The sequence below is a fragment of the Streptomyces sp. NPDC002276 genome (genome assembly GCF_053891435.1).
On sequence record NZ_JBSFCQ010000007.1, the window covers coordinates 375487 to 395535 of the forward strand.

Sequence of the window (20049 nt, forward strand, 5' to 3'; positions counted from 1 at the left end):
CCTCGCACGCCGTCACCGTTTCGGCGTCGCCCTCGGGGAACGGCAAGGCCGGAACATCACGTGTCCGGCCGGAAACGAGCCGCCCCACATGAGTCTGATGAGCCTCGGAGTACTCGCCTCCTCCCGCAAGGAGAACGAGTTCCGTCTGCCGCTGCACCCCAGCCACCTCGAACGCATCGCCCCGGACCTCCGGGAGCGGATCTACCTCGAAGAGGGCTACGGCGAACGGTTCGGCGTCGCCGACGACGCGCTGCGACCACTCGTGGCGGGACTGCGCTCCCGTGAGCGACTGGTCGCCGAGTGCGACGTCATGCTGCTGCCCAAGCCCATGCACGACGACCTCGCCGAGCTGCGCGAGGGCCAGGTGCTGTGGGGCTGGCCGCACTGTGTGCAGGACGAGAAGACGACACAGATCGGCATCGACCGACGGCTGACCCTGATCGCCTGGGAGGCCATGAACCACTGGACGTCGACGGGCGCCTTCAGCGTCCATGTGTTCCACAAGAACAACGAGCTGGCCGGCTACTGCTCGGTGCTGCACGCCCTCCAGCTCGGCGGGCTGACCGGCAGCTACGGCCGCCGGCTGCGGGCCTGCGTGATCAGCTTCGGCGCCACGGCGCGCGGCGCGGTCACCGGCCTGGGCGCGATGGGCGTCTCCGACGTCACGGTCCTCACCCAGCGGGCCGCCGCCGCGGTGGCCTCGCCGATGCCGTCGGTCGTGATGGGCCACTTCCAGGAGCGGGCGGACGATCCCTCACGCCTGGAGGCCGTCACCGGGCTCGGTCCTGTGCCGCTCGCGCGGTACCTCGCCGGGTTCGACATCATCGTCAACTGCGTGCTCCAGGACACCGACGCGCCGCTGATGTTCGTCGACGAGGAGGAACTCGCCCTGTTCCGGCCGGGGACCTTCTTCATCGACGTGGCCTGCGACGAGGGCATGGGCTTCGCGTGGGCCCGCCCGAGCGGCTTCGGCGACCCGATGGCCACGGTCGGGAACGGCTGCCACTACTACGCGGTGGACCACAGCCCCTCCCACCTCTGGAACTCCGCCACTTGGGAGATCAGCGAGGCGCTGCTGCCGTATCTCCGCAAGGTCATGAGCGGTCCCACGGCGTGGGACGACGACGTCACGGTCCGCAAGGCCATCGAGATCCGGGACGGAGTCGTCCAGAACCCGAAGATCCTCTCCTTCCAGCACCGTTCCGCCGCCTACCCGCACGCGGGGGTCTAGCCCCGGTTGACGCCGGTGGCCACCGCGTGGCCGATGAAGAGGTAGACCAGCGCGGGGAGGCCGTAGTTGACCACGGTGCGCCAGTCGGCCGAGTGGATGGTGAACAGGTTGTGCGACCAGCCGGAGAGCCAGTCGGCCGCGTGGTGGACCCAGTCGACCGTGCTGTTCGCGGTGTTGGCGTCGAACAGGTAGAGGCCGATCCACAGGACCAGGATCAGTGCCGCGATATCCGCGATGACGGAGATGACCGTCCCCGCGGGGCTTCCGCCGTAGCGTGTGGACATGTTCAACGGGTGGCCGGGAAAGGCGGGTTGAAACCTTCCGGCGCCGAGCGGCGTCAGCGGCGGGCCAGTTGGCGTTCGCCGCCGGCGCCGGGGCTGTAGGGCAGGCCGTAGTGCTTGAAGATCGCTTCCTCCTGGTCGGCGGGCAGCACGTCGTCCGTACCGATCGAAGGGGCCTGTTTCACCAGGGCCTTGGGGTAGTCGACCTTGACGTAGTCCGGCCCCAGGATCGCCTCGTCCAGCGGGACGAAGACGAGCCGGTGCCGTGTGGGCAGCCCGGTGCGGACCGTGGCCATGGCCGGCTCGTCGGTGGTGGTGTTCACGTACACGGCCTCCAGCACACCGATCTTGTGGGACTCCGCGTCCACGACATTCCGCTCACGCCACTCCCGGACATCCGCTGCGTGCAGCATGCTTCCCACTCCTTCTGTACGTTTCCCGTGGTCCGGGTACCCGCGATGGGACCCGTCATGGCTCCCGATCGCAACCGCCGAGTCGATCGGTAACGTGAGGCGATCGACCGGCACTTGGCACTCGGGGGAAAGATGACCATCGATTCCGCACTCGTCGGCCGGCTGCTCGCCGCGCAGTTCCCGCAGTGGGCCGAACTGCCGCTGACCCTGGTGGAGCAGCCCAGTTCGGACCACGTCATCCACCGGCTCGGCGACACGATGTCCGTACGGCTGCCGCGCAGCGACTGGGCGGACGGGGAGGCCACGAAACAGCACACCTGGCTGCCGCACCTGGCCCCGCGACTGCCACTGCCCGTACCGGAACCGCTGGGGCTCGGCACCCCCGGCTGCGACTACCCATGGCACTGGTCCGTCACCCGCTGGCTGGCGGGGACCACGGCGACCGTCGAGGGCATCGCCGAGCCCGATGCGGCCGCACGTCAACTGGGCGCGTTCCTACGGACGTTGCGCGAGATCCCGCCCGCCGACGCGCTGATCCCCGGTGTCCACCCCGAGTTGGTCCGCGCCCCGTTGGCCGACCGCGACGAGGCGACCCGTGCCGCGATCGACGCGGTGGCCGGGGTGTTCGACGCCGGCGCCCTGACCGAGGTCTGGGACAACGCGCTGCGCGCCCCCGCGTGGGAGCGCCAACCGGTCTGGTTCCACGGGGACTTCCACACGGGCAACCTGCTCGCCGTCGACGGCCGCGTCTCCGCCGTCATCGACTTCGGCGGCGTGGGCATGGGTGATCCTGCCTGTGATCTGGTCATCGCCTACACCCTGTTGTCGGCCACCACCCGGCCGGTCTTCCGTTCCGTCCTCGGCCTGGACGACGCCACCTGGACGCGCGGCATGGGCTGGGCCCTGGCTGCCGGGCTGAACGCGTACACGCGTCACTCGGCCATCGAACCCCGTGTGGCCCGGTCGGCCGCCCGCCAGTTGACCGAGGTCCTCACCGAACACATGGCGTCCTAGCCGCTATCCGAAGGCGGGCAGCACCTCCCGCTCGAACAGCCGCAGACTCGACCACGCCGACTCCATCGGCATGCCCCCGCACAGCGGATGGAACTGGGTGAACGGCCTTGGCGCGGCCTTCAGTTCACGTACGAACGCCTCGGGCGTCAGCACCCGGTACTGCTCGCCGCGCCGCAACTCCGCCAGCCCCTCGGCCGTACGGAAGGGTGCCGCCACGTCGTCCTGGGCCTGCCAGACGCCGTAGGCGTTGGTCTCGTGCAGGAAGTACGGCGCCATCCGGGCCCACCCCTCGTCCGGGTCCTCGGCCAGGGCCACCACCCGGTTCGGCCCGATCGGGCTGGGCCCGGGGTCGGGGCGGCCCAACTTCCCTACCTCGTCCCGGTAGTGGTCCCACACCTCGGGCACGGAGGGCACGAACCCGTCGGCGATCCGGGCCGCCCGCCGCGCCGCCGGTTCGCTGCTGCCGCCGAGCAGTACGGCGGGACCGCCCGGCCGGTACGGCGCGGGCGTGACGCGCACGGTACGGCCCCGGTAGGTGAACGGCTCCCCGGTGAACGCCGACTTGAGGGTGGTCACCACCTCGGTGACCCGCTTGGCGCGCTCGTTCATCGGCACGCCGAACATCGCGAACTCCTCGCGCACATAGCCGCCCGCCACGATCAGGTCGACGCGCCCGCGGCTGATGTTGTCGAGGACCGCCAACTCCTCGGCCAGGCGCAGCGGATCGTGGAAGGGCGCGATCAACGCGGCGACCAGGAACCGGACTTGCTCCGTGCGGGCGGCCATCGCCGCGAGCATCTGGACCGGGCTGGGCAGATAGCCGTCCGTCGAACCGTGGTGCTCGGAGACGGTGATCCGCGTACAGCCGAGCCCGTCGGCCCACTCGGCCATGTCGAGGGCCGCCGCGTACCGGTCCGCCATGGACGTACCGGCCGATGCGGGGTTGCGGAAGTCGAAGCGAAGCGCGAACTCCAGGCCAGGACGATTCATCGTGCGAGAATATGATTCTCGCTGAAAAGAATGCAATATCCGTGACGCGACAATCATCTTCGCCGCCCCGGCGGAAGCCGATGTTCCTCCAGGGGCTACCCGGGAGTAACCGCTTCGCCCTACGCTGCTGCCGCCACCCAGGCTCCAACTAGGCCACGGCGAAGGGGACTTGACCCATGAAGGCGATAAGACGGCTGGCGGCGCTGCTGGGCGCGGCCGGGTTGCTCATGACCGGGGCCGCGGGCAACGCCCACGCGGCGGCGCCGAAGTTCTCGGAGACGACGATGATCGGCACGCACAACGCGTACGAGAAGGACAAGTACACGTACTGGGCGCAGGCGTTGGACTCCGGGGCCTCGCTGCTCGAACTGGACGTCTACGTCGACAGTTTGAGCAAGCGGTGGCGGGTCAGCCACAGCGACCTGTTCTCCAACGACAACAACTGCGAGTACGCGAGCACGCCCGCCGACCTGTACAGCAAGGACCGCAACCAGGATCTCGGCAGCTGCCTGGACAACATGGCCGCCTGGAACACCCTGCACCCGGACCACGCGCCCATCATCGTCAAGGTGGAGATGAAGGTGGGCTTCAACCAGACGATCGGTCTGGGCCCGACCGCGTTCGACACCCTGGTCTCGCAGAAGCTCGGCAGCAGCGTCTACAAGCCGTCCGACCTGCTCGGCTCCTCGTACTCCACGCTCGACGCGGCGGCCAAGGCGAACGCGTGGCCCTCCCGCGACGACCTCAAGGGCAAGTTCATCTTCGAACTGATCCCGGGCACGGTCGAGCAGGCCAACCCGTTCGACCACTACTGGACCGACCAGGAGTACGGCGACCATCTGCGGGACCTGTACGCGGCCGGCACGATCTCCCAGGCGCAGGCCTTCCCCGCCGTACTCGGCGCGGCGAACGGCGATCCCCGGTCGACCCGTTGGACCTCGGACACCTCGATCCGCCCCTGGTTCGTGTTCTTCGACGGAGACGCGGCGACGTACGTGAACAACGCCTACGACACGTCGTTCTACTCCACGAACCACTACATCCTGATCATGACGGACGCGTACGCGGTGGCTCCGGCGATCTCCTCGACGACCCCCACGGACGCGGAAGTCGCCGCCAAATTGGCACTGTTGGCCGCCGATCACGCAAGTGTGATCACCTCTGACTGGTCGTCGAAGTCGGCATCGGTCCTGTCGTCGGTGGCCACCAGAAGCTGAGGTTCCGGATGCCGGGGACAGGGCACAAGTCCCCCTATGCTGCATGGAATCGACGTAAGCGCCTACCAGTCCACCGCGTACGGCACGGACGGCTCCTCCTTCGTCTTCATCAAGGCGACGGAGGGCCGTTCGTACGTCAACCCGAGACTCACCGCCCAGACGAAGACGGGGCGTGACGCGGGACTGGTCGTCGGCTTCTACCACTTCCTCTGGCCCGGCGACATCACGGCCCAGGCGGAGTACTTCGTGAGCAAGGCCCCTGAAAAAGCAGGGGACTTGCTGGCCGTGGACTGGGAGACGACCGGCGACGGCACCCACGCCTCCAACGCGGAGAAGGACAGCTTCATCCGCAAGGTGAAGGCGTTGCGGCCGGACAACCGGGTGGTCCTCTACTGCAACCGCACCTTCTGGTTGACCCTGGACAGGACCTCCTACGCGGGCGACGGCCTGTGGATCGCCGACTACACGACGGCGGGCAAGCCCCGCATCGAGGCCGACTGGAAGTTCCACCAGTACACGTCCGACCCGCACGACAAGGACGTGGCCGACTTCGCGAGCAAGGCGGCGCTGCGCACCTGGGCCGCGGACGCCTGACTCACGGGCGACCGCGACCCGGCACCAGGATCGTCTCAGCCCGCGAAGTCCCCGGTCCGCTCCGGTGAAGCCTCCGCCAGGCCCTTCGTGATGCCGTCCACGCCCTCGCGCAGTCCGTACACCGGTGTCCCCGGCTGCTGGTGCCAGGAGTCGTCCAGGCTGCCCGCGTCGACCGTGTCGAAGCCGAGGTCGTCGATCAGGGCCCGGACCACGCGCTTCGCCGCCTCGTCGTCGCCGGCGACCGGGAGCGCGAGGCGGTCGGGGGCGCCGGCGGGGCGGTGCCGGTCCAGGATGTCCTGGGCGTAGGTGCCGTTGAAGGCCTTGATGACGGTGTGGCCGATCTGCTCCGCCGTCCAGCGGCTCTCGGTGAGGCCCTCGTCGAGGATCGCGGCGATCCTGCCGTCACGGCCGGGGTAGTAGTTGCCGGTGTCGATGACCGCGACGCCGTCCGCCGCGTCGTCCAGGAATCCCTTGGGCAGGTTCGGTACGGCCTTCAGCGGGACGGTGACGACGACGACCTCGGCCCCGCGCGCCGCCTCCGCGACCGGTACGGGGGTCGCGCCGGTCTCCTCGGCCAGTGCGGTGAGTGTCTGCGGGCCGCGCGAGTTGGCGACGGAGACGTCGTGGCCGAGTGCGGTGAGCCGCCGGGTGAGGTTGCCGCCGATGTTGCCCGCGCCGATGATGCCGATCTTCATGACAGACCCTTCGCCGATCCAGAATCGATGCACACGCATGCTTCTGGGTGCGTGAACCCCGCCCGATCGCCGGCTATTCCGGACCACCGCCATACAGGTGACCGGAGGGGACGACCCTGACCCCGGCGATGGTCAAGACTCCGTCATGGGACACCCGTGACTGAGAGGACCGGAGCCCGCCGCCGTACTGGAAAGCGCAAGTAGACGCGACTCCCGACGAAGGGCTGTTTCTTGATGCCGCGACGCACCGTCCCGAACCTGGTGGCAGGGATCGCCGCCGTGTTCCTGCTGGGAGCATGCGGCTCCTCGAACGACACAGGCACCGCCCCCGCCGCCGTGGCCCCGGCGGCGCCGACCTCGTCCGCCCCCGCGCCCTCCGCGTCCGCCTCCGCTCCGGGCGACACCGGCGGCTCCCCGGGCACGACCACATCCGTCACCGCCACGTCGGTGAACGGCGCGGGCATCGTGGTCACCGACGACAAGGGGCTCGCCCTCTACCGCTACGACAAGGACGAGCCGAGCCCGTCGAAGTGGACGTGCAAGGGTGCGTGCGTCAAGACGTGGATCCCTGTCATCGTGCAGGATTCCGTGGGGACCTCAGGTGTCGCGCAGAGCCTTCTCGGTACGGTCCACCGGAGCGGTCTGAAGCAACTGACCCTGGCCGGCTGGCCGCTCTACCGGTACGTCGGCGACACGGCGGCCGGGCAGCTGAACGGGCAGGGGAAGGACGGCGAGTGGTACGCCGTCACTCCCTCCGGAGCGAAGTCCACCGCGACCGTCACGCCGACCGGCTGACCAAGGACTTCCAGGACCGGTTCCGCTTGAACGGGATCTCGAAGATCTTGGAGAACAGCCAGGCCCCGCATATCGAGACGGGAAGGCCCACGGCGAGCGTGAACGCGAACGTGGGCAGCCCGGGTGACACGAAGTGCGGGGCCATACGGCGAATCACGGTCAGCACGATCGGAAGATGGATCAGGTAGAGGCTGTAGGAGAAGTCGCCGAGCCTGCGCACCGGGCGTGTGGTCAACAGCCATACCAGGAAGGCGGGTTGGCCGGTGGCGACCGCGGCGATCAGCATCGTCATCGCCGGTGCGACGGCGAGGTCGATCCAGAAGTAGTGGTTCACCGTCCAGACGGAACCCTGGACGAGGCCGAGAGCCAGGACGGGCAGGGCGGCCAGGACCGCGAGCCATCCCCAGGGCAGGCGCCGGACCCGGTCCGACGCGCTGATGATGCCCGCGCCCACCACTCCGGCGGCGAACACCGGGGCGAGATGGGGAGCCAGCCAGTTGTCGCCCTCCACGGGAGACGCGCCCGCCGCCATCAGCCCGCCGGCGACCACCGGAAGCGTCACGCACAGAGCCAGGATCGCGGCGCCCCACCGCCGACGGACGAACAGCAGGAGCGGGAAGAGGAGATACAGCTCCGACTCCACTCCGATCGACCAGAACGCGCCGTTCGGCGTCGGTGCCGTGACCACGTCCTGGGCGACGAAGCCGTAGACCCATACCGTCGCGCCGGTCGGCGGGCCGAAGTGCGAGGCCGGTACCACGTACCAGGAGACGAGCAGGCTCAGGATCAGCGCCGCCCAGTACGGGGGCAGGATGCGCCACGCGCGCCGGCGCAGGAACTCGCCGACACCGCCGGACCGCCAGCCGTGGCGCGCCGGGGAGATCGCCAGGGAGAACCCGGAGAGCACCAGGAAGAAGACGACGGCGAGCCGCCCGAACATCAGGCCGTCGAGCCAGCGGGGCGCCGAACTGTGCGGGTAGCCCGGGAAGGTGTACAGCCAGCAGTGGAACAGCACCACATACAGCGCCGCCAGCCCGCGGAGCCCGTCCAGCCCCAGCACTTGCCGACGTTCGCCCGGTGCTCCGCTCCCCTTCCCCGCCCCCTCCCGCTCAGGCTCCGGCGGAGCGGTCAGGTCGAGAACGCTGCCGGCCGGACGGCTCGAATCCACTGAAATGTCCAGTCCTTCCCCCGGTCACCGATCACCGCACACCGCGCATCACGCACTGCCCACCGGCAACTCTTCCTGACGGCCCGATCGCCGCCCCGGCACGTGGTACGTCACATCGGGCCGAGCCGTTCAACGGACGGAAGGGGCGCCCGTCCACCGAAGGACGGGCGCCCCTTCCGCTCGGGTCGTTCCCGGGTCACTTGTTCAGGTGGGCCCAGAACTCGTCGAACGACAGGACCTTGTCCCCGTTGAGGTCCCGCGTCTTGATGATGGCCTCGGCGACCGCCTCGGTCACGTTCCAGTCGCCTCCCTGTGCCAGGGCGGTCTTGAACTCGGCCGCGGTGATGAAGCCGTCACCGTCCGTGTCGATCCGCTGGAAATGCTTGCGTGCTTCCTCGATGTCCGCCACCGGATCCGCCCCTTCGTAACGCTTTACCGCCTGTTGACGGAGGCCAGATTAACCGGCCGCCCGAGCCCGCAGTGCGGCGACCACCCACGCGAACTCCTCACGGTGCGCTCCGGCGGGCCCCGAGCCCTTCACCGTGGACAGCAACTCCCGGTACCGGGCGAGCCTGTTGTTGGACGCGGCCTCCATCCGCTCCAGCACGACGGCCGGGTCGCCGCCGTCCCCCAGCACCTCGCGTACGATCGCCGCCGCCTCCGGCGACTCGGGGGCGATGCCCCGCTCCCTGGCCTCCGCGCCCAGCTGCACCAGCCGCATGGGGAACCAGGTGGACCGGCCGCGGACGGCGGCGCGCTCCTGGTCCGAGGCGTTGAACTCTACGGTCGCCCGCATCTGCGCCCGGAACTCCGGGTCCTGCACCATTTCCGCCAACTCCACCCAGGCGTCGACCTGTTCGGGCGTCGGGTCGTCCGGCAGGTCCACCGCGACGGTGCGCATCCGCTCCTCGATGGCGGGGTCCACGGTGTCGAGGCCGTGGAACAGCTCCTCCACGAACTCCTCCATGATCCGCCTGCGTTCGGCTGCCGACAGCCGTGCGAGCTCGGGGGTCTGGGGGTATCCCCCAGAAAACACAGCATGAGCGTCATCTCCTCCGCGGTCGAACCGCGTCGCGCCACGGTCGACAGCACCGCCCTGGTCACCCGCAGCGAACCGATCTGCGCGTCCAGCGCCACCACATGGGCGGCGGCCACCTCCGCGACCGTCGTCTCGCCCGCCAGCACCTTGCGTACGTCGTCCAGGCCGAGGCCCAACTCCCGCAGGGTGCGGATCAGTTCGAGACGGGCGGCGGACTCGGCGTCGTAGAGCCGGTAGCCGCCGACGGAGCGGGTCACCGGGGTGAGGACGCCCTCGTCCGACCAGTAGCGGATGGTGCGCACGGTCAGTCCGGTGGCCCTGGCCAGCTCCCCGATGGTGAGCAGTGCGGTGCCGTCGTCGATCATGTCGTGAGTGTGGGCCTTCCAGTGGGTGGAGACTCAAGGAGTGCGAGGAGCAAGGCGGATGGAAACTCTCCGGGACATTCTCGACGCGGTGGCGCGGGGTGTTTTCCCACCGCCGGACGGCGGTACGACCGTCGTGCCGCAGGCGTCCGAGCGGGACGCGGGGGTGCTCGCCTTCACCGCGCACGCGGTGGTCTTCGTCGACGAGGACCCGCAGTGGGTGTACGACACCCTGGCCGCCGTGCCCTGCGACGCGCTCGCGGCGCCGATGAACCCGCGGTTCCTGACGGCCCTGCTCGACCGGACGGGCCGTACGGCGGAGAACGTCGACGCGATGCTCGTGGGCGCCCCGCTCCCGGGCGAACCGCCGCTCCCGCTGGCGGAGATCACGGACGGCGGCCATCCGAGGATCGTGTACGCCCGCGGCCGCCGCGACGACGTGCGCGCGTGGACGACGGAGGGCGGAGTGCTGGTGATGGGCCGCGGGATCGGGGGGCGCCTGGAGGTCTCGGTCGAGATCGAGGAGGGCGTGCGGCAGCGGGGGCTGGGGCGCGCGCTGGTGACCGCCGCGCGCCACCTGGCGACCGAGCCGCTGTGGGCGCAGGTGGCGCCGGGGAACGCCCGCTCGATGCGGGCGTTCCTGGCGGCGGGCTACCGTCCGGTGGGTGCGGAGGCGCTGCTGCTCAGCGCGCCCTGAGCGTCAGTGCCAGGGCTGGTAGTACGGGTTGCTCTCGCAGTCGCTCATGATCTCGACCTTGGTCTTCTTGTCGACCGGGCAGACGCCGATGATGTACTGCCGCTTGATGCCGCCGGGGAAGGCGACCTCGACCTGGTCGGCCCACTTGTGGGTGTCGCCGATGGTCTTGTTGACGTCCACACCGCCCGGGGCGTCGATGTAGTAGTTGTAGCCCGACTTGTACCAGGTCTTGTACAGGTCGTGGTCGTAGGTCGTCGAGACGTACGGCGAGGGCTGGTTGACGAGAACGTACTTCTCGATGTCGTACTGCCCGTTGACGACGTCCTTGGGGGCGAAGCCCTGGTCGAAGACGATCGCCGGGCCGCGGCTGTCGCTGCGGTAGAGGGTGCCGCAGGTGGTGCGCCAGACCGGGTCGGGGGTGATGCGGGAGATGTCCACGCGGTCGTCGACGGCGGCCATCGCCGGGTCGGCGACCACGGGGCAGGCGGGCGCGGCGGCCCGGACCGGCGTGCGGGTGGTGTCGGTGGGGGCGGTCGCGGCGGTGGTGGCGAGGACGGCCGCGAGGGACAGGACGGCGGCGGCGGTCCGCCGTCGCAGATGCAGGGTGATCATGCGGGGCACGATCCCGGTTCCACGGCGGCGGACTGTGGATCATCACCCGTACGGGGGCGTGTCCAACTGACCGGCGGTCAAGGCTATTTCAGCGGAAGATGCCGGTGTGGCCGAGCGAGTAGCGGCCGGGTTGCGGGTAGACCGCGAGGCCGTGCGGGCCGCCGCCGACCTTGATGCGGGCGAGCTGGGTGCCGGTGCGGGTGTCGATGGCGTAGACCTCGGAGTTGTAGCGGCCGGACAGCCACAGGACCTTGCCGTCGGCCGAGACGCCGCCCATGTCGGGGCTGCCGCCGTGCGGCAGATGCCACTTCTTGGTCAGCTTGTTCTTCGTGAAGTCGAAGATGGAGATGGAGCCTTCGCCCCGGTTGGAGATGTACATCTCGCGCGAGTCCCGGCTGATGTACAGGCCGTGGCAGCCCTTGCCGGTGGGCAGGAAGTCCGGCTTGGCGAAGGTGTCGCCGTTCAGGACCCACATGCCGTTGGCCATCATGTCGGCGATGTAGAACCGCTTGCCGTCGGGCGAGATCTTGACGTCCTGCGGCATCGAGCCGTGGAACGGCAGTTTCTGCTGCCCGATGACCTTCATCTTCTCGGTGTCGACCTTGAGCAGTTCGCCGCTGAACTCGCAGGAGACGATGAAGTAGCGGCCGTCCGTGGAGAAGTCGGCGTGGTTGACGCCGTAGCAGCTGACCGGGACCGCCTTCACCGTCTTCATGGTGTGCGCGTCCCGGAACACCAACTGCCGGTCGAGGGAGGCCATCACGATCGCGTACTTGCCGTTGGGCGTGAAATACAGGTTGTACGGGTCGTGCACGCCAACGGGCTTGCCCGCCTTGCCCGTTCGCGGGTCGATGGGCGTCAGGGTGTTGCCGCGGTCGTTGTTGACCCACAGGGTCTTCAAGTCCCAGGAGGGGACGACGTGTTGGGGCTGGACGCCGACCGGGATGGTCTCGATGACCTTGTACGTCTTCGGGTCGATCACCGAGACCGTGTTGGAGCCGGTGTTGGGGACGTAGACCCGGGACGGGAAGTCCCTTACCACCGAGGAAAGTTGGTTGGGCCGGTCGGCCGCGTACACGTCGGCGGGGTCGAGCACCGGCGGCATTCCGGGCAACCCCTGTGCCACCTGCGGCTGTTGCTTCCTCTGCTGCTGGAGTGCGGGCTTGGTGCCGAGGGCCTCGTCGGCGTGGTCCTGCGAGCCGCAGCCGGCGAGGGCGGCCAGTGCGGCGAGGGCGGCGCCGGTGACCAGGGCTCGGGTGAGGGGGGTGTGTCGCATCAGCTCAGCAGCTCCGTGGTCGTCACCGCGCGCAGTCCGCGGCGGTCGAGTTCTTGCAGTACGGCGGGGAGCGCGGCGACCGTGCCGGCGTACCCGAAGTGCATGCTCACGACGGAGCCGTCGCGGACCTCGGCGAGCACCTTGCGGGTGACGGCGGGGGCGCCGGGCTCGGTGAAGTCGAGGGAGTCGACGTCGTAGGAGAGCACGTGCGGGTAGCCCACGCGGTGGGCCAGGCGCTGGACGAGAGGGGACGCGGCGGGGGCGCGCGAGGGTCTGAACCAGGTGCCGATCGAGCCGGTGAGCCGCTTGAGGCGGTCGGCGCAGCCGGTGATCTCGGCCAGCGCGTCGGCCTCGGACAGGGTGTTGACGGCGATGTGCCGCTGGGTGTGGTTGCCGAGGTCGTGGCCGCCGTCGAGGATGCGGCGGGCCATCTCGGGGTGGGTGTCGAGCCAGGTGCCGACGGCGAGGACGGTGACGCGGGCGCCGTGTTTCTCCGCCTCGGTGAGGAGCGCGGTGGCGATCTTGGGGTCGCCCTGGCCGTGGAAGGTGAGCGCGATCCGGGGGCGGTCGCGGGGTCCGTGGGTGATCTGCGCGGGCTGCCTGGGGAAGGCGCGCGGGGCGGGGGCGGTGAGCGGGGTCGCCTTGGCGGCGGGGGCGGGGGCGCGGGCGGGCGCGGCGGGGGCTGCGGCGGGGCCGGTCGTGGCACATCCGGCGGCGAGTGCGCCCCCGGCGACGAGCCCGGCACCCGCACGCAACGCCGTACGGCGGTCGGTCGTGGTCACCCGGTCCATTTAAGGGGCGCCGAGCAAGAAACCGGGGCATTAACCCGATCGAGGGACCCTCACGGGTCGCACCCCGAACGGAAGTTCCATAATGGTGCTCAGCGGTCGGCGACCCGCATCTCGAACCACGTGGTCTTGCCGCGTGGCAGCAGATCGACTCCCCAGCGGTCGGAGAGTTTGTCGACGAGGAACAGGCCGCGACCGCTGAGGTCCATCTCCTGGACCGGCATCAGACAGGGCAGCCCGCGGGAGGGGTCGCGGACCTCGACGCGGATCCAGCCGCGGCGGCGCTTCATCCGCAGTCCGAACACCCGGGCGCCCGTGTGCCGTACGGCGTTTCCGACCAGTTCCGAAACCAGTAGGACGGCGTCCTCGGTCATTTTCGGGCTGAGTCCCCAGTGCCGTAGGACGACGATCTGGGTGAGGCGGCGGGCCGCGGCGGCGGACTCGGGGCGGGACGGGAGCGGAACTTCCGCCTCCGTCGGATCGCCGAACAACTCGATCGCTTTGAGTGCCCGCTCGTCCTCGACCGCAGGCGACCAGCGCGCCGCGGTCGCACGGCCTTGTCCCCGCGGCTGTCCGATACCTTCCAGCCCCGCCATGCGTCCATCATGGCCGCCCCGGACGGCCTCCGGGGCGGTTCCGGAGGAATACGCCCCCCGGAAGCACCCGTTCCGCGACATCCAGTTGACATATGCCATGGGCATTTCGGTGTCGGCCGCAACCCCTCCGACCTGCGGTGAAGGCTCTGTTGGAGGCAATCGACAGGCTCCCTCGACAAGGCAGGCTTAAGGTCACCTTAAGGTTCCCATAAACCATCCCGCCGAGGGACCTGTATGAGACATCGCGTCAATTGCAAGCGGCTGAGCGGTATTTGACCGTCCGGTTCACCAGACTTCGACGGTCCGGTTCACTGGAACTTCGCCTTGCCGGGACCCTCTTCGACGAAACTGCGCATCCCGGTCTCACGGTCCTCGGTCGCGAACAGCCCCGCGAACCACGTCCGTTCGACCGCGAGCCCGGTCTCGATGTCCGTCTCCAGACCGGTGTCGATCGCTTCCTTCGCCGCGCGGAGCGCGATCGCCGGCCCCTGCGCGAGCTTCGCCGCCCACGCGTGCGCCTCCGTGTACACCTCGGCGGCGGGCACCAGCCGGTCCACCAGGCCCAGTTGGAGCGCCTCGTCCGCCTTGACCATCCGGCCGGTGAAGATGAGGTCCTTCGCCTTCGACGGTCCGATCAGCCGGGCCAGCCGCTGGGTGCCGCCCGCACCGGGGATGAGGCCGAGCAGGATCTCCGGCTGCCCCAGCTTCGCGTTGTCGGCCGCGATGCGGAAGTCCGCGCACAACGCCAACTCGCAGCCCCCGCCCAGCGCATAGCCCGTGATGGCCGCGACGACCGGCTTGGGGATGCGGGCCACCGCCGTGAAGGAGTCCTGCAAATCACGCGACCGCGCGACCATCGCCGCGTGGTCCATGCGCTGCATCTCCTTGATGTCCGCGCCGGCCGCGAACACCTTCTCCCCGCCGTAGACGACCACGGCCCGCACGTCCTCGCGGCGCGTGGCCTCCTCGGCGAGTTCCTTGAGGCGGTCCTGGGTGGCGGTGTCCAGCGCGTTCATCGGCGGGCGGTCGAGGCGGATGGTGCCGACGCCCTCGGCGACTTCGAGATTCACGGTCATGCCGGAAGGTTAACGTGCGCTAACGACAACGGGCCCGGTGCTGTCGGTCACAGCACCGGGCCCGCAGTACGTCTCTAGAAAAGTGTCACGCGGTTCCAGGAAAGTGTCACGCGGTCCACTTGGCCCATGACATGTTCCAGCCGTTGAGCCCGTTGTCGGGCGCCACGGTCGCGTCGTTCGAGTTCTTGACGACCACGACGTCACCGAGGATCGAGTGGTTGAAGAACCACGCGGCAGGAACGGTCTTGCTGTAACCGCCCTTGACGTCCCGCAGGCCTATGCAGCCGTGGCTGGCGTTGTAGTTGCCGAAGGCGTCGCCGCCCCAGTAGTTGCCGTGGACGAAGGTGCCGGAGTCGGTCAGGCGGGTGGCGTGCGGGACGTCCTTGATGTCGTACTCGCCGCCGTAGCCGACCGTTTCACCGTTCATCCGGGTCACGGTGAGCTTCTCGCTCATGACCATCTGGCCGTTCCAGGTGTCGTAGCCGGGCTTGCCGGTGGTGACCGGGATGGTCTTGATGGTTTTGCCGTCCTGGGTGACCTTCATCGTGTGCTTCTTGGCGTCGACGATGGAGACCTGGTTGCGGCCGATGGTGAACTTGACCGTCTTGGTCTGCTTGCCGTAGACGCCCGAACGGCCTTCGACGCCGTCGAGGTTGAGCTTGATGGTGACCTTGGTGCCGGACTTCCAGTAGTTCTCGGGGCGGAAGTCGAGGCGGTCGTTGCCGAACCAGTGGCCCTGGACGTCGACGGCCGGCGAGGTCGTGATGCTGATGGCCTTCTTCACGTCCGCGGGGTGCGTGATGCCCCGGGTGAAGCGGATGGAGAACGGCATGCCGACGCCGACCGTGGAGCCGTCCTCGGGGGTGAAGTAGCCGACGAAGGTGTTCGCCGGGGTCAGCGTGGTGAAGCTGGAGTCCTCGGCGGCGACCCGGCCCGCGGAGTCCTTGGCGACCGCGTGCACGGTGTACTTGGTGGAGGCGGCGAGGTGGGTCGCGGGAGTCCAGGTCGCGCCGCCGCCGGTGATCGCGCCGTCGACCTTGTCGCCACCGGCGTCCTTCACGGTGACCTCGGTCAACTTGCCCTTCGCGGCACTGATCTTGAGGGCGCCGCTGGTGTCGACGGACTTCGAGCCGTCCTTGGGGGCGATGGTGACGACCGCCTGCGACTGCTTGGGCTGGGCCGTGTCCGAGGCCGCCTTGTCCTTGGCATCACCGGACCCGGAGCCGGACTTGGAGCCACCACCGCCGCCTCCGCACGCGGTGACGGCGAGCAGCAGCACGCCGAGGATCAGCGCCAGCAAGCCCTTGTTTCTCCGGCCGCGCGCGTCAACCGACGCCCCCGATATCGGTCGCACGTTCAAGACTTTCTCCCCTCGCCGGGCCTGGTCCGGCCCGCGCCCCTTTGCGCATCTGACGTGCGCGTCCGCGCATATTAACCGCCAGGATTTGAGCTTCGTGTCAGGTGATTGTCACCGTTCGGTCGCAACTTCAACTGCCGCCTGACAGCGGACGTCCGCCCCAACTCCGGTCACTTGACCGCACTGCCCGCCTTCCACTCCTTCCAACCCATGTTCCACCCGCCGAGGCCATTGTCGGGAGCGACCTGTTTGTCGTTGCTGTGCACGACCTCGACCACGTCCCCGACGATGCTCCGGTCGAAGAACCACCCGGCCGGGGTGTCCGAGCCGCCGCCCTTCACGTCCCGCAGCCCCACGCACCCGTGGCTGACGTTGACGTGTCCGGGGGCGCCCGGCGCCCAGTAGTTGCCGTGCAGGAAGGTGCCGGAGTCGGTGAGCTTCATGGCGTGCGGGACGTCGGGGATGTCGTACTCGCCGCCGAAGCCGACCGTGCGGCTGTTCATCCGGGTCACCTCCAGCATCTCCATGACCACCATTTTCCCGTTGTACGTCGTCCGCCCGGGGGCACCGGCGGTGATCGGCACGGTGGCCAGGAGGTCGCCGTCGCGTCGTACCTCCATGGTGTGTTTGACCGCGTCGACCAGGGAGACCTGGCTGCGGCCGACGGTGAAGGAGAACGTCCTGTACTGGAGGCCGTAGACGCCGGGTGCGCCCTCGACGTCACGGAGGCGGAGGGAGACGGTGACCTGGGTGCCGGGCTTCCAGTAGGACTCGGGGCGGAAGTCGAGGCGGGCCTTGCCGAACCAGTGCGGGCGGACCTCGACGGCCGGCTTCGCGGTGATGTGGATCGCGCGCTCCACGGCGGCCCGGTTCTCGATCTCCCGGTTGAAGCCGAGGGAGACGATCATCCCGGTGCCGACGGTGGCGCGGTTCTCGGGGGTGACGTAGCCGATGAACCGTTCGTCGGGAACGTAGGTCGTGAACGTGGTGTGCCGGGCGGAGCGGCGGCCGTCGCCGTCGAGGGCGACCGCGTCGACGGTGTAGCGGGCGGCCAGGGCGAGTTTCGGGTCCTCGGGTTCCCAGCGCAGTCCGTCGTCGGAGATACGGCCCGGGACGGGGGTGTCCTGGGCGTCCTGCTCCTTGACGACCTGTACGGACTCCAGGCGCCCGCTGGGCACCTTGACCAGCAGTCTCTGGTCGGGTTTGACGCCCTTGGCGGTGTCGTCGGGCGAGATCCGGATCACATCCTCGGGCGCCGGAGCCTTGCCGAAGAGCTCGTCGATACCGCCCCCGCCCGCGCCGTCGGAAGTACAGCCGGTGGCTCCGGCCAGCAGTCCTGCCCATGTCAGTACGGCGGCCAGTGCGACCCCCGCGCGCCGCGCGCGCCCTTGTGCATGCCTCACGGGGTGCTCAACGAGCGGGCCTGCCTCAGGGAAACGTGAGTGCGACCCAAGCTCTGGGCAGAACAGTGGGGAGGATGACAGGACAGGGGCTCGCGACCGGGACGTCGCGCGCTCTTCACCTCGTCGTTCCATGAGCCGCGGGAGGCCGGACGGTGTCGAGCGCAGCCGAGCAGGAGGCCGTGCAGGAGGGGCGCGTCGACGGCGACGTGCCGATGGAGCACGCGGTGGAGGCCGTGCCTGCGCCACGTGCCGCCCCCGTGCTGAACGGCGCCCCGCACCGGGCGGCGGCCGTGCCCGTGTGGCCGGGGACGCCGATGCCGTTGGGCGCCCGCTTCCGGGTCGGCCCGGACGGGGTGGCGGGCACCAACTTCGCGCTGTGGGCGGGGGGCGCGGAGGCGGTCGAGCTGTGCCTCTTCGACGAGCGGGGGGCGGAGACCCGCGCCCCGCTGACCGAGCTGACGCACGAGATCTGGCACGGCTTCCTACCCGGGGTCCTGCCCGGGCAGCGCTACGGCTTCCGGGTGCACGGCCGCTGGGACCCGTGGACCGGCGCCCGCTGGAACCCGGCGAAGCTGCTCCTCGACCCGTACGCGCGGGCGGTGGACGGTGAGTTCGGGCTGCCGCCCGAGGTGTACGCGCATGTGCGGGACTGGCCGCAGCAGCAGGTCGCGGACACCGTGCGCGACGACCGCGACTCAGCACCCCACGTCCCCAAGGGAGTTGTGGTCCACGACGACACCACCGACGACGAGTGGATGGACGACCGCCGCCCGAAGACCCCGTGGGCGGACTCCGTCATCTACGAACTCCACGTGGGCGGCTTCACCCGACTGCACCCCGGGATACCCGAGGAACTCCGGGGCACCTACGCCGGGTTGGCGCACCCGGCGGCGATCGAGCACCTGGTGAAACTGGGCGTGACGGCCGTGGAACTGCTCCCCGTCCACCAGTTCGCGCACGAGGACCATCTGCTGCGCAAGGGCCTGAAGAACTACTGGGGTTACAACTCGATCGGCTACTTCGCCCCGCACGCGGGCTACGCGGCGACCGGCACGGCGGGTCAACAGGTCGGCGAGTTCAAGCGGATGGTGCGCGCGCTGCACGAGGCCGGGATCGAGGTCATCCTCGACGTGGTCTACAACCACACTGCGGAAGCGGGCGAGTTGGGACCGATGCTGTCGTTGAAGGGCATCGACAACCGCGGCTACTACCGCCTCCAGAGCGACGCCCGCCGCTACGCCGACTACACGGGCTGCGGCAACACCCTGCACGTCGTACAGCCGCACGTGCTCCGGCTCATCACCGACTCCCTGCGTTACTGGGTCACCGAGATGGGCGTCGACGGTTTCCGCTTCGACCTCGCGGCGGCGCTGGCCCGCTCGATGCACGACGTCGACATGCTGTCCCCGTTCCTCGCGGTCATCGCTCAAGACCCGGTGCTACGGCGGGTGAAGCTGATCGCCGAGCCCTGGGACGTCGGCTCCGGCGGCTACCAGGTGGGCGCGTTCCCGCCCCTGTGGACGGAGTGGAACGACCGCTACCGCAACGCCGTCCGGGACTTCTGGCGCGGCGCGCTGCCGGACGTACGGGACCTCGGGTACCGCCTGTCGGGGTCGAGCGACCTGTACGCGTGGGGCGGGCGGCGCCCCTACGCCTCGGTCAACTTCATCACCGCGCACGACGGTTACACCCTCCGCGACCTCGTGTCGTACGAACGAAAGCACAACGAGGCCAACGGCGAGGGGAATCGGGACGGCACCGACGACAACCGGTCCTGGAACTGCGGGGTCGAGGGCGAGACCGACGACGAGCGCGTACAGGCGCTGCGGCGGCGGCAGTTGAGGAACCTCCTCACCACGCTGCTCCTCTCCACGGGTGTGCCGATGCTGGTCGCGGGTGACGAGCTGGGGCGGACGCAGCGGGGCAACAACAACGCCTACTGCCAAGACAACGAGATCAGTTGGGTGGACTGGGAGCTGCGGGAGGACCCGGGCTGGCAAGCGCTGACCGACCTCACCGCCCGGCTGATCGACCTGCGCCACCGGCATCCGGTGCTGCGCCGCCGGGCGTTCTTCTCCGGGCGGGCCCGATCGGCGGACGGCATAAGGGACTTGGCCTGGTTCACCGCGCGCGGCACTGAGATGACCGAACGGGACTGGTACGCGCCCGCCGCCACCCTCGGCATGTATCTCTCGGGGCGGGACATCCCCGGCCGCGACGAACGCGGTGAGGCGATCCTCGACGACAGTTTCCTCGCCGTCCTGCACGCGGGCGACCGGCCGGTGAGCTTCGCGCTGCCGGGGCCGCCGTGGGCGGAGCGGTACGAGGTGGTCGTCGACACCTCGCGGGAGGAGCAGGGGGAGGCGCCGGGGGTGGTGCACCGGGCGGGGTCGGCGATCACCGTTCCGGCGCGGGCGGTGCTGCTGCTGAAGGTGCTGGGCTGAG

At 69.5% G+C, this 20049-nt stretch carries 20 protein-coding genes and 1 pseudogene; 7 read left to right on the top strand and 14 right to left on the bottom strand.

Annotated features, from left to right (window positions below):
• The first annotated feature begins 88 nt into the window (after positions 1 to 88).
• The gene (locus ACWIHT_RS20810) at positions 89 to 1231 is read left to right on the top strand and encodes a N(5)-(carboxyethyl)ornithine synthase (protein ID WP_456169607.1); all 1143 of its coding nucleotides are present in this window, start codon (positions 89 to 91) and stop codon (positions 1229 to 1231) included.
• Here the strand turns inward: ACWIHT_RS20810 and ACWIHT_RS20815 are convergent.
• Complete coding sequence (locus tag ACWIHT_RS20815) at positions 1228 to 1515, bottom strand: hypothetical protein (protein WP_456169608.1); 288 nt, start codon at positions 1513 to 1515, stop codon at positions 1228 to 1230. The genes ACWIHT_RS20810 and ACWIHT_RS20815 overlap by 4 nt on opposite strands.
• Positions 1516 to 1568: 53 nt before the next feature.
• The gene (locus ACWIHT_RS20820; RefSeq protein ID WP_456169609.1) at positions 1569 to 1925 is read right to left on the bottom strand and encodes a PRC-barrel domain-containing protein; all 357 of its coding nucleotides are present in this window, start codon (positions 1923 to 1925) and stop codon (positions 1569 to 1571) included.
• A 132-nt stretch (positions 1926 to 2057) separates the two neighbouring features.
• Between ACWIHT_RS20820 and ACWIHT_RS20825 the strand changes: the two genes are divergently transcribed.
• Positions 2058 to 2939 carry an aminoglycoside phosphotransferase family protein gene (locus ACWIHT_RS20825; protein ID WP_456169610.1) on the top strand — a complete coding sequence of 294 codons (882 nt, stop codon included), beginning with the start codon at positions 2058 to 2060 and terminating at the stop codon, positions 2937 to 2939.
• A 3-nt stretch (positions 2940 to 2942) separates the two neighbouring features.
• Here ACWIHT_RS20825 and ACWIHT_RS20830 read toward each other — a convergent pair whose 3' ends face one another.
• Positions 2943 to 3929 carry an LLM class flavin-dependent oxidoreductase gene (locus tag ACWIHT_RS20830; RefSeq protein ID WP_456169611.1) on the bottom strand — a complete coding sequence of 329 codons (987 nt, stop codon included), beginning with the start codon at positions 3927 to 3929 and terminating at the stop codon, positions 2943 to 2945.
• Positions 3930 to 4105: 176 nt separating this feature from the next.
• On the opposite strand from ACWIHT_RS20830, the gene ACWIHT_RS20835 reads away from it, so the two are divergent.
• Both ACWIHT_RS20835 and ACWIHT_RS20840 read left to right on the top strand, forming a co-directional pair.
• Positions 4106 to 5146 (top strand): phosphatidylinositol-specific phospholipase C domain-containing protein, encoded by a 1041-nt coding sequence (locus ACWIHT_RS20835; RefSeq protein ID WP_456169612.1) that lies wholly within the window; start codon positions 4106 to 4108, stop codon positions 5144 to 5146.
• Between the two features lie 36 nt (positions 5147 to 5182).
• Positions 5183 to 5740: a GH25 family lysozyme gene (locus tag ACWIHT_RS20840; RefSeq protein ID WP_456169613.1), complete on the top strand. Its 558-nt coding sequence runs from the start codon at positions 5183 to 5185 to the stop codon at positions 5738 to 5740.
• A 35-nt stretch (positions 5741 to 5775) separates the two neighbouring features.
• Here ACWIHT_RS20840 and ACWIHT_RS20845 read toward each other — a convergent pair whose 3' ends face one another.
• Complete coding sequence (locus ACWIHT_RS20845; protein ID WP_456169614.1) at positions 5776 to 6435, bottom strand: NADPH-dependent F420 reductase; 660 nt, start codon at positions 6433 to 6435, stop codon at positions 5776 to 5778.
• Between the two features lie 234 nt (positions 6436 to 6669).
• Between ACWIHT_RS20845 and ACWIHT_RS20850 the strand changes: the two genes are divergently transcribed.
• Positions 6670 to 7230: a hypothetical protein gene (locus ACWIHT_RS20850; protein WP_456169616.1), complete on the top strand. Its 561-nt coding sequence runs from the start codon at positions 6670 to 6672 to the stop codon at positions 7228 to 7230.
• Here the strand turns inward: ACWIHT_RS20850 and ACWIHT_RS20855 are convergent.
• The 3 genes and pseudogenes from ACWIHT_RS20855 to ACWIHT_RS20865 all read right to left on the bottom strand — a co-directional run bounded on the left by ACWIHT_RS20855 (position 7214) and on the right by ACWIHT_RS20865 (position 9802).
• Positions 7214 to 8290: an acyltransferase family protein gene (locus tag ACWIHT_RS20855; protein ID WP_456169617.1), complete on the bottom strand. Its 1077-nt coding sequence runs from the start codon at positions 8288 to 8290 to the stop codon at positions 7214 to 7216. The two genes, ACWIHT_RS20850 and ACWIHT_RS20855, sit on opposite strands and share 17 nt — an antisense overlap.
• 304 nt (positions 8291 to 8594) lie before the next feature.
• The gene (locus ACWIHT_RS20860; RefSeq protein WP_019074489.1) at positions 8595 to 8807 is read right to left on the bottom strand and encodes an EF-hand domain-containing protein; all 213 of its coding nucleotides are present in this window, start codon (positions 8805 to 8807) and stop codon (positions 8595 to 8597) included.
• Positions 8808 to 8855: 48 nt separating this feature from the next.
• A pseudogene (locus ACWIHT_RS20865) lies at positions 8856 to 9802 on the bottom strand (MerR family transcriptional regulator).
• Between the two features lie 58 nt (positions 9803 to 9860).
• Between ACWIHT_RS20865 and ACWIHT_RS20870 the strand changes: the two are divergent.
• Complete coding sequence (locus ACWIHT_RS20870) at positions 9861 to 10496, top strand: GNAT family N-acetyltransferase (RefSeq protein ID WP_456169618.1); 636 nt, start codon at positions 9861 to 9863, stop codon at positions 10494 to 10496.
• Between the two features lie 3 nt (positions 10497 to 10499).
• Here the strand turns inward: ACWIHT_RS20870 and ACWIHT_RS20875 are convergent, their stop codons facing one another.
• The 7 genes from ACWIHT_RS20875 to ACWIHT_RS20905 all read right to left on the bottom strand — a co-directional run bounded on the left by ACWIHT_RS20875 (position 10500) and on the right by ACWIHT_RS20905 (position 17604).
• Entirely contained in the window at positions 10500 to 11108 is a 609-nt protein-coding gene (locus tag ACWIHT_RS20875) for an ADP-ribosyltransferase (RefSeq protein WP_456169619.1), read from the bottom strand.
• Between the two features lie 88 nt (positions 11109 to 11196).
• The gene (locus ACWIHT_RS20880; protein ID WP_456169620.1) at positions 11197 to 12384 is read right to left on the bottom strand and encodes a YVTN family beta-propeller repeat protein; all 1188 of its coding nucleotides are present in this window, start codon (positions 12382 to 12384) and stop codon (positions 11197 to 11199) included.
• The gene (locus tag ACWIHT_RS20885; RefSeq protein ID WP_456169621.1) at positions 12384 to 13175 is read right to left on the bottom strand and encodes a polysaccharide deacetylase family protein; all 792 of its coding nucleotides are present in this window, start codon (positions 13173 to 13175) and stop codon (positions 12384 to 12386) included. Before ACWIHT_RS20885 ends, ACWIHT_RS20880 begins: the two co-directional genes overlap by 1 nt.
• 89 nt (positions 13176 to 13264) lie before the next feature.
• The gene (locus tag ACWIHT_RS20890) at positions 13265 to 13768 is read right to left on the bottom strand and encodes an ATP-binding protein (protein WP_019074483.1); all 504 of its coding nucleotides are present in this window, start codon (positions 13766 to 13768) and stop codon (positions 13265 to 13267) included.
• Between the two features lie 308 nt (positions 13769 to 14076).
• On the bottom strand, positions 14077 to 14844 hold the full coding sequence (locus ACWIHT_RS20895) for an enoyl-CoA hydratase/isomerase family protein (RefSeq protein ID WP_456169622.1): 768 nt from the start codon (positions 14842 to 14844) through the stop codon (positions 14077 to 14079).
• Positions 14845 to 14950: 106 nt separating this feature from the next.
• The gene (locus ACWIHT_RS20900; RefSeq protein WP_456169623.1) at positions 14951 to 16204 is read right to left on the bottom strand and encodes a L,D-transpeptidase; all 1254 of its coding nucleotides are present in this window, start codon (positions 16202 to 16204) and stop codon (positions 14951 to 14953) included.
• 167 nt (positions 16205 to 16371) lie between these two features.
• On the bottom strand, positions 16372 to 17604 hold the full coding sequence (locus ACWIHT_RS20905) for an Ig-like domain-containing protein (protein WP_456169624.1): 1233 nt from the start codon (positions 17602 to 17604) through the stop codon (positions 16372 to 16374).
• A gap of 152 nt (positions 17605 to 17756) precedes the next feature.
• On the opposite strand from ACWIHT_RS20905, the gene glgX reads away from it, so the two are divergent.
• Positions 17757 to 20048, top strand: coding sequence for a glycogen debranching protein GlgX (gene glgX / locus ACWIHT_RS20910; RefSeq protein ID WP_456169626.1), 2292 nt, complete (start codon positions 17757 to 17759; stop codon positions 20046 to 20048).
• Position 20049 lies beyond the last annotated feature (1 nt).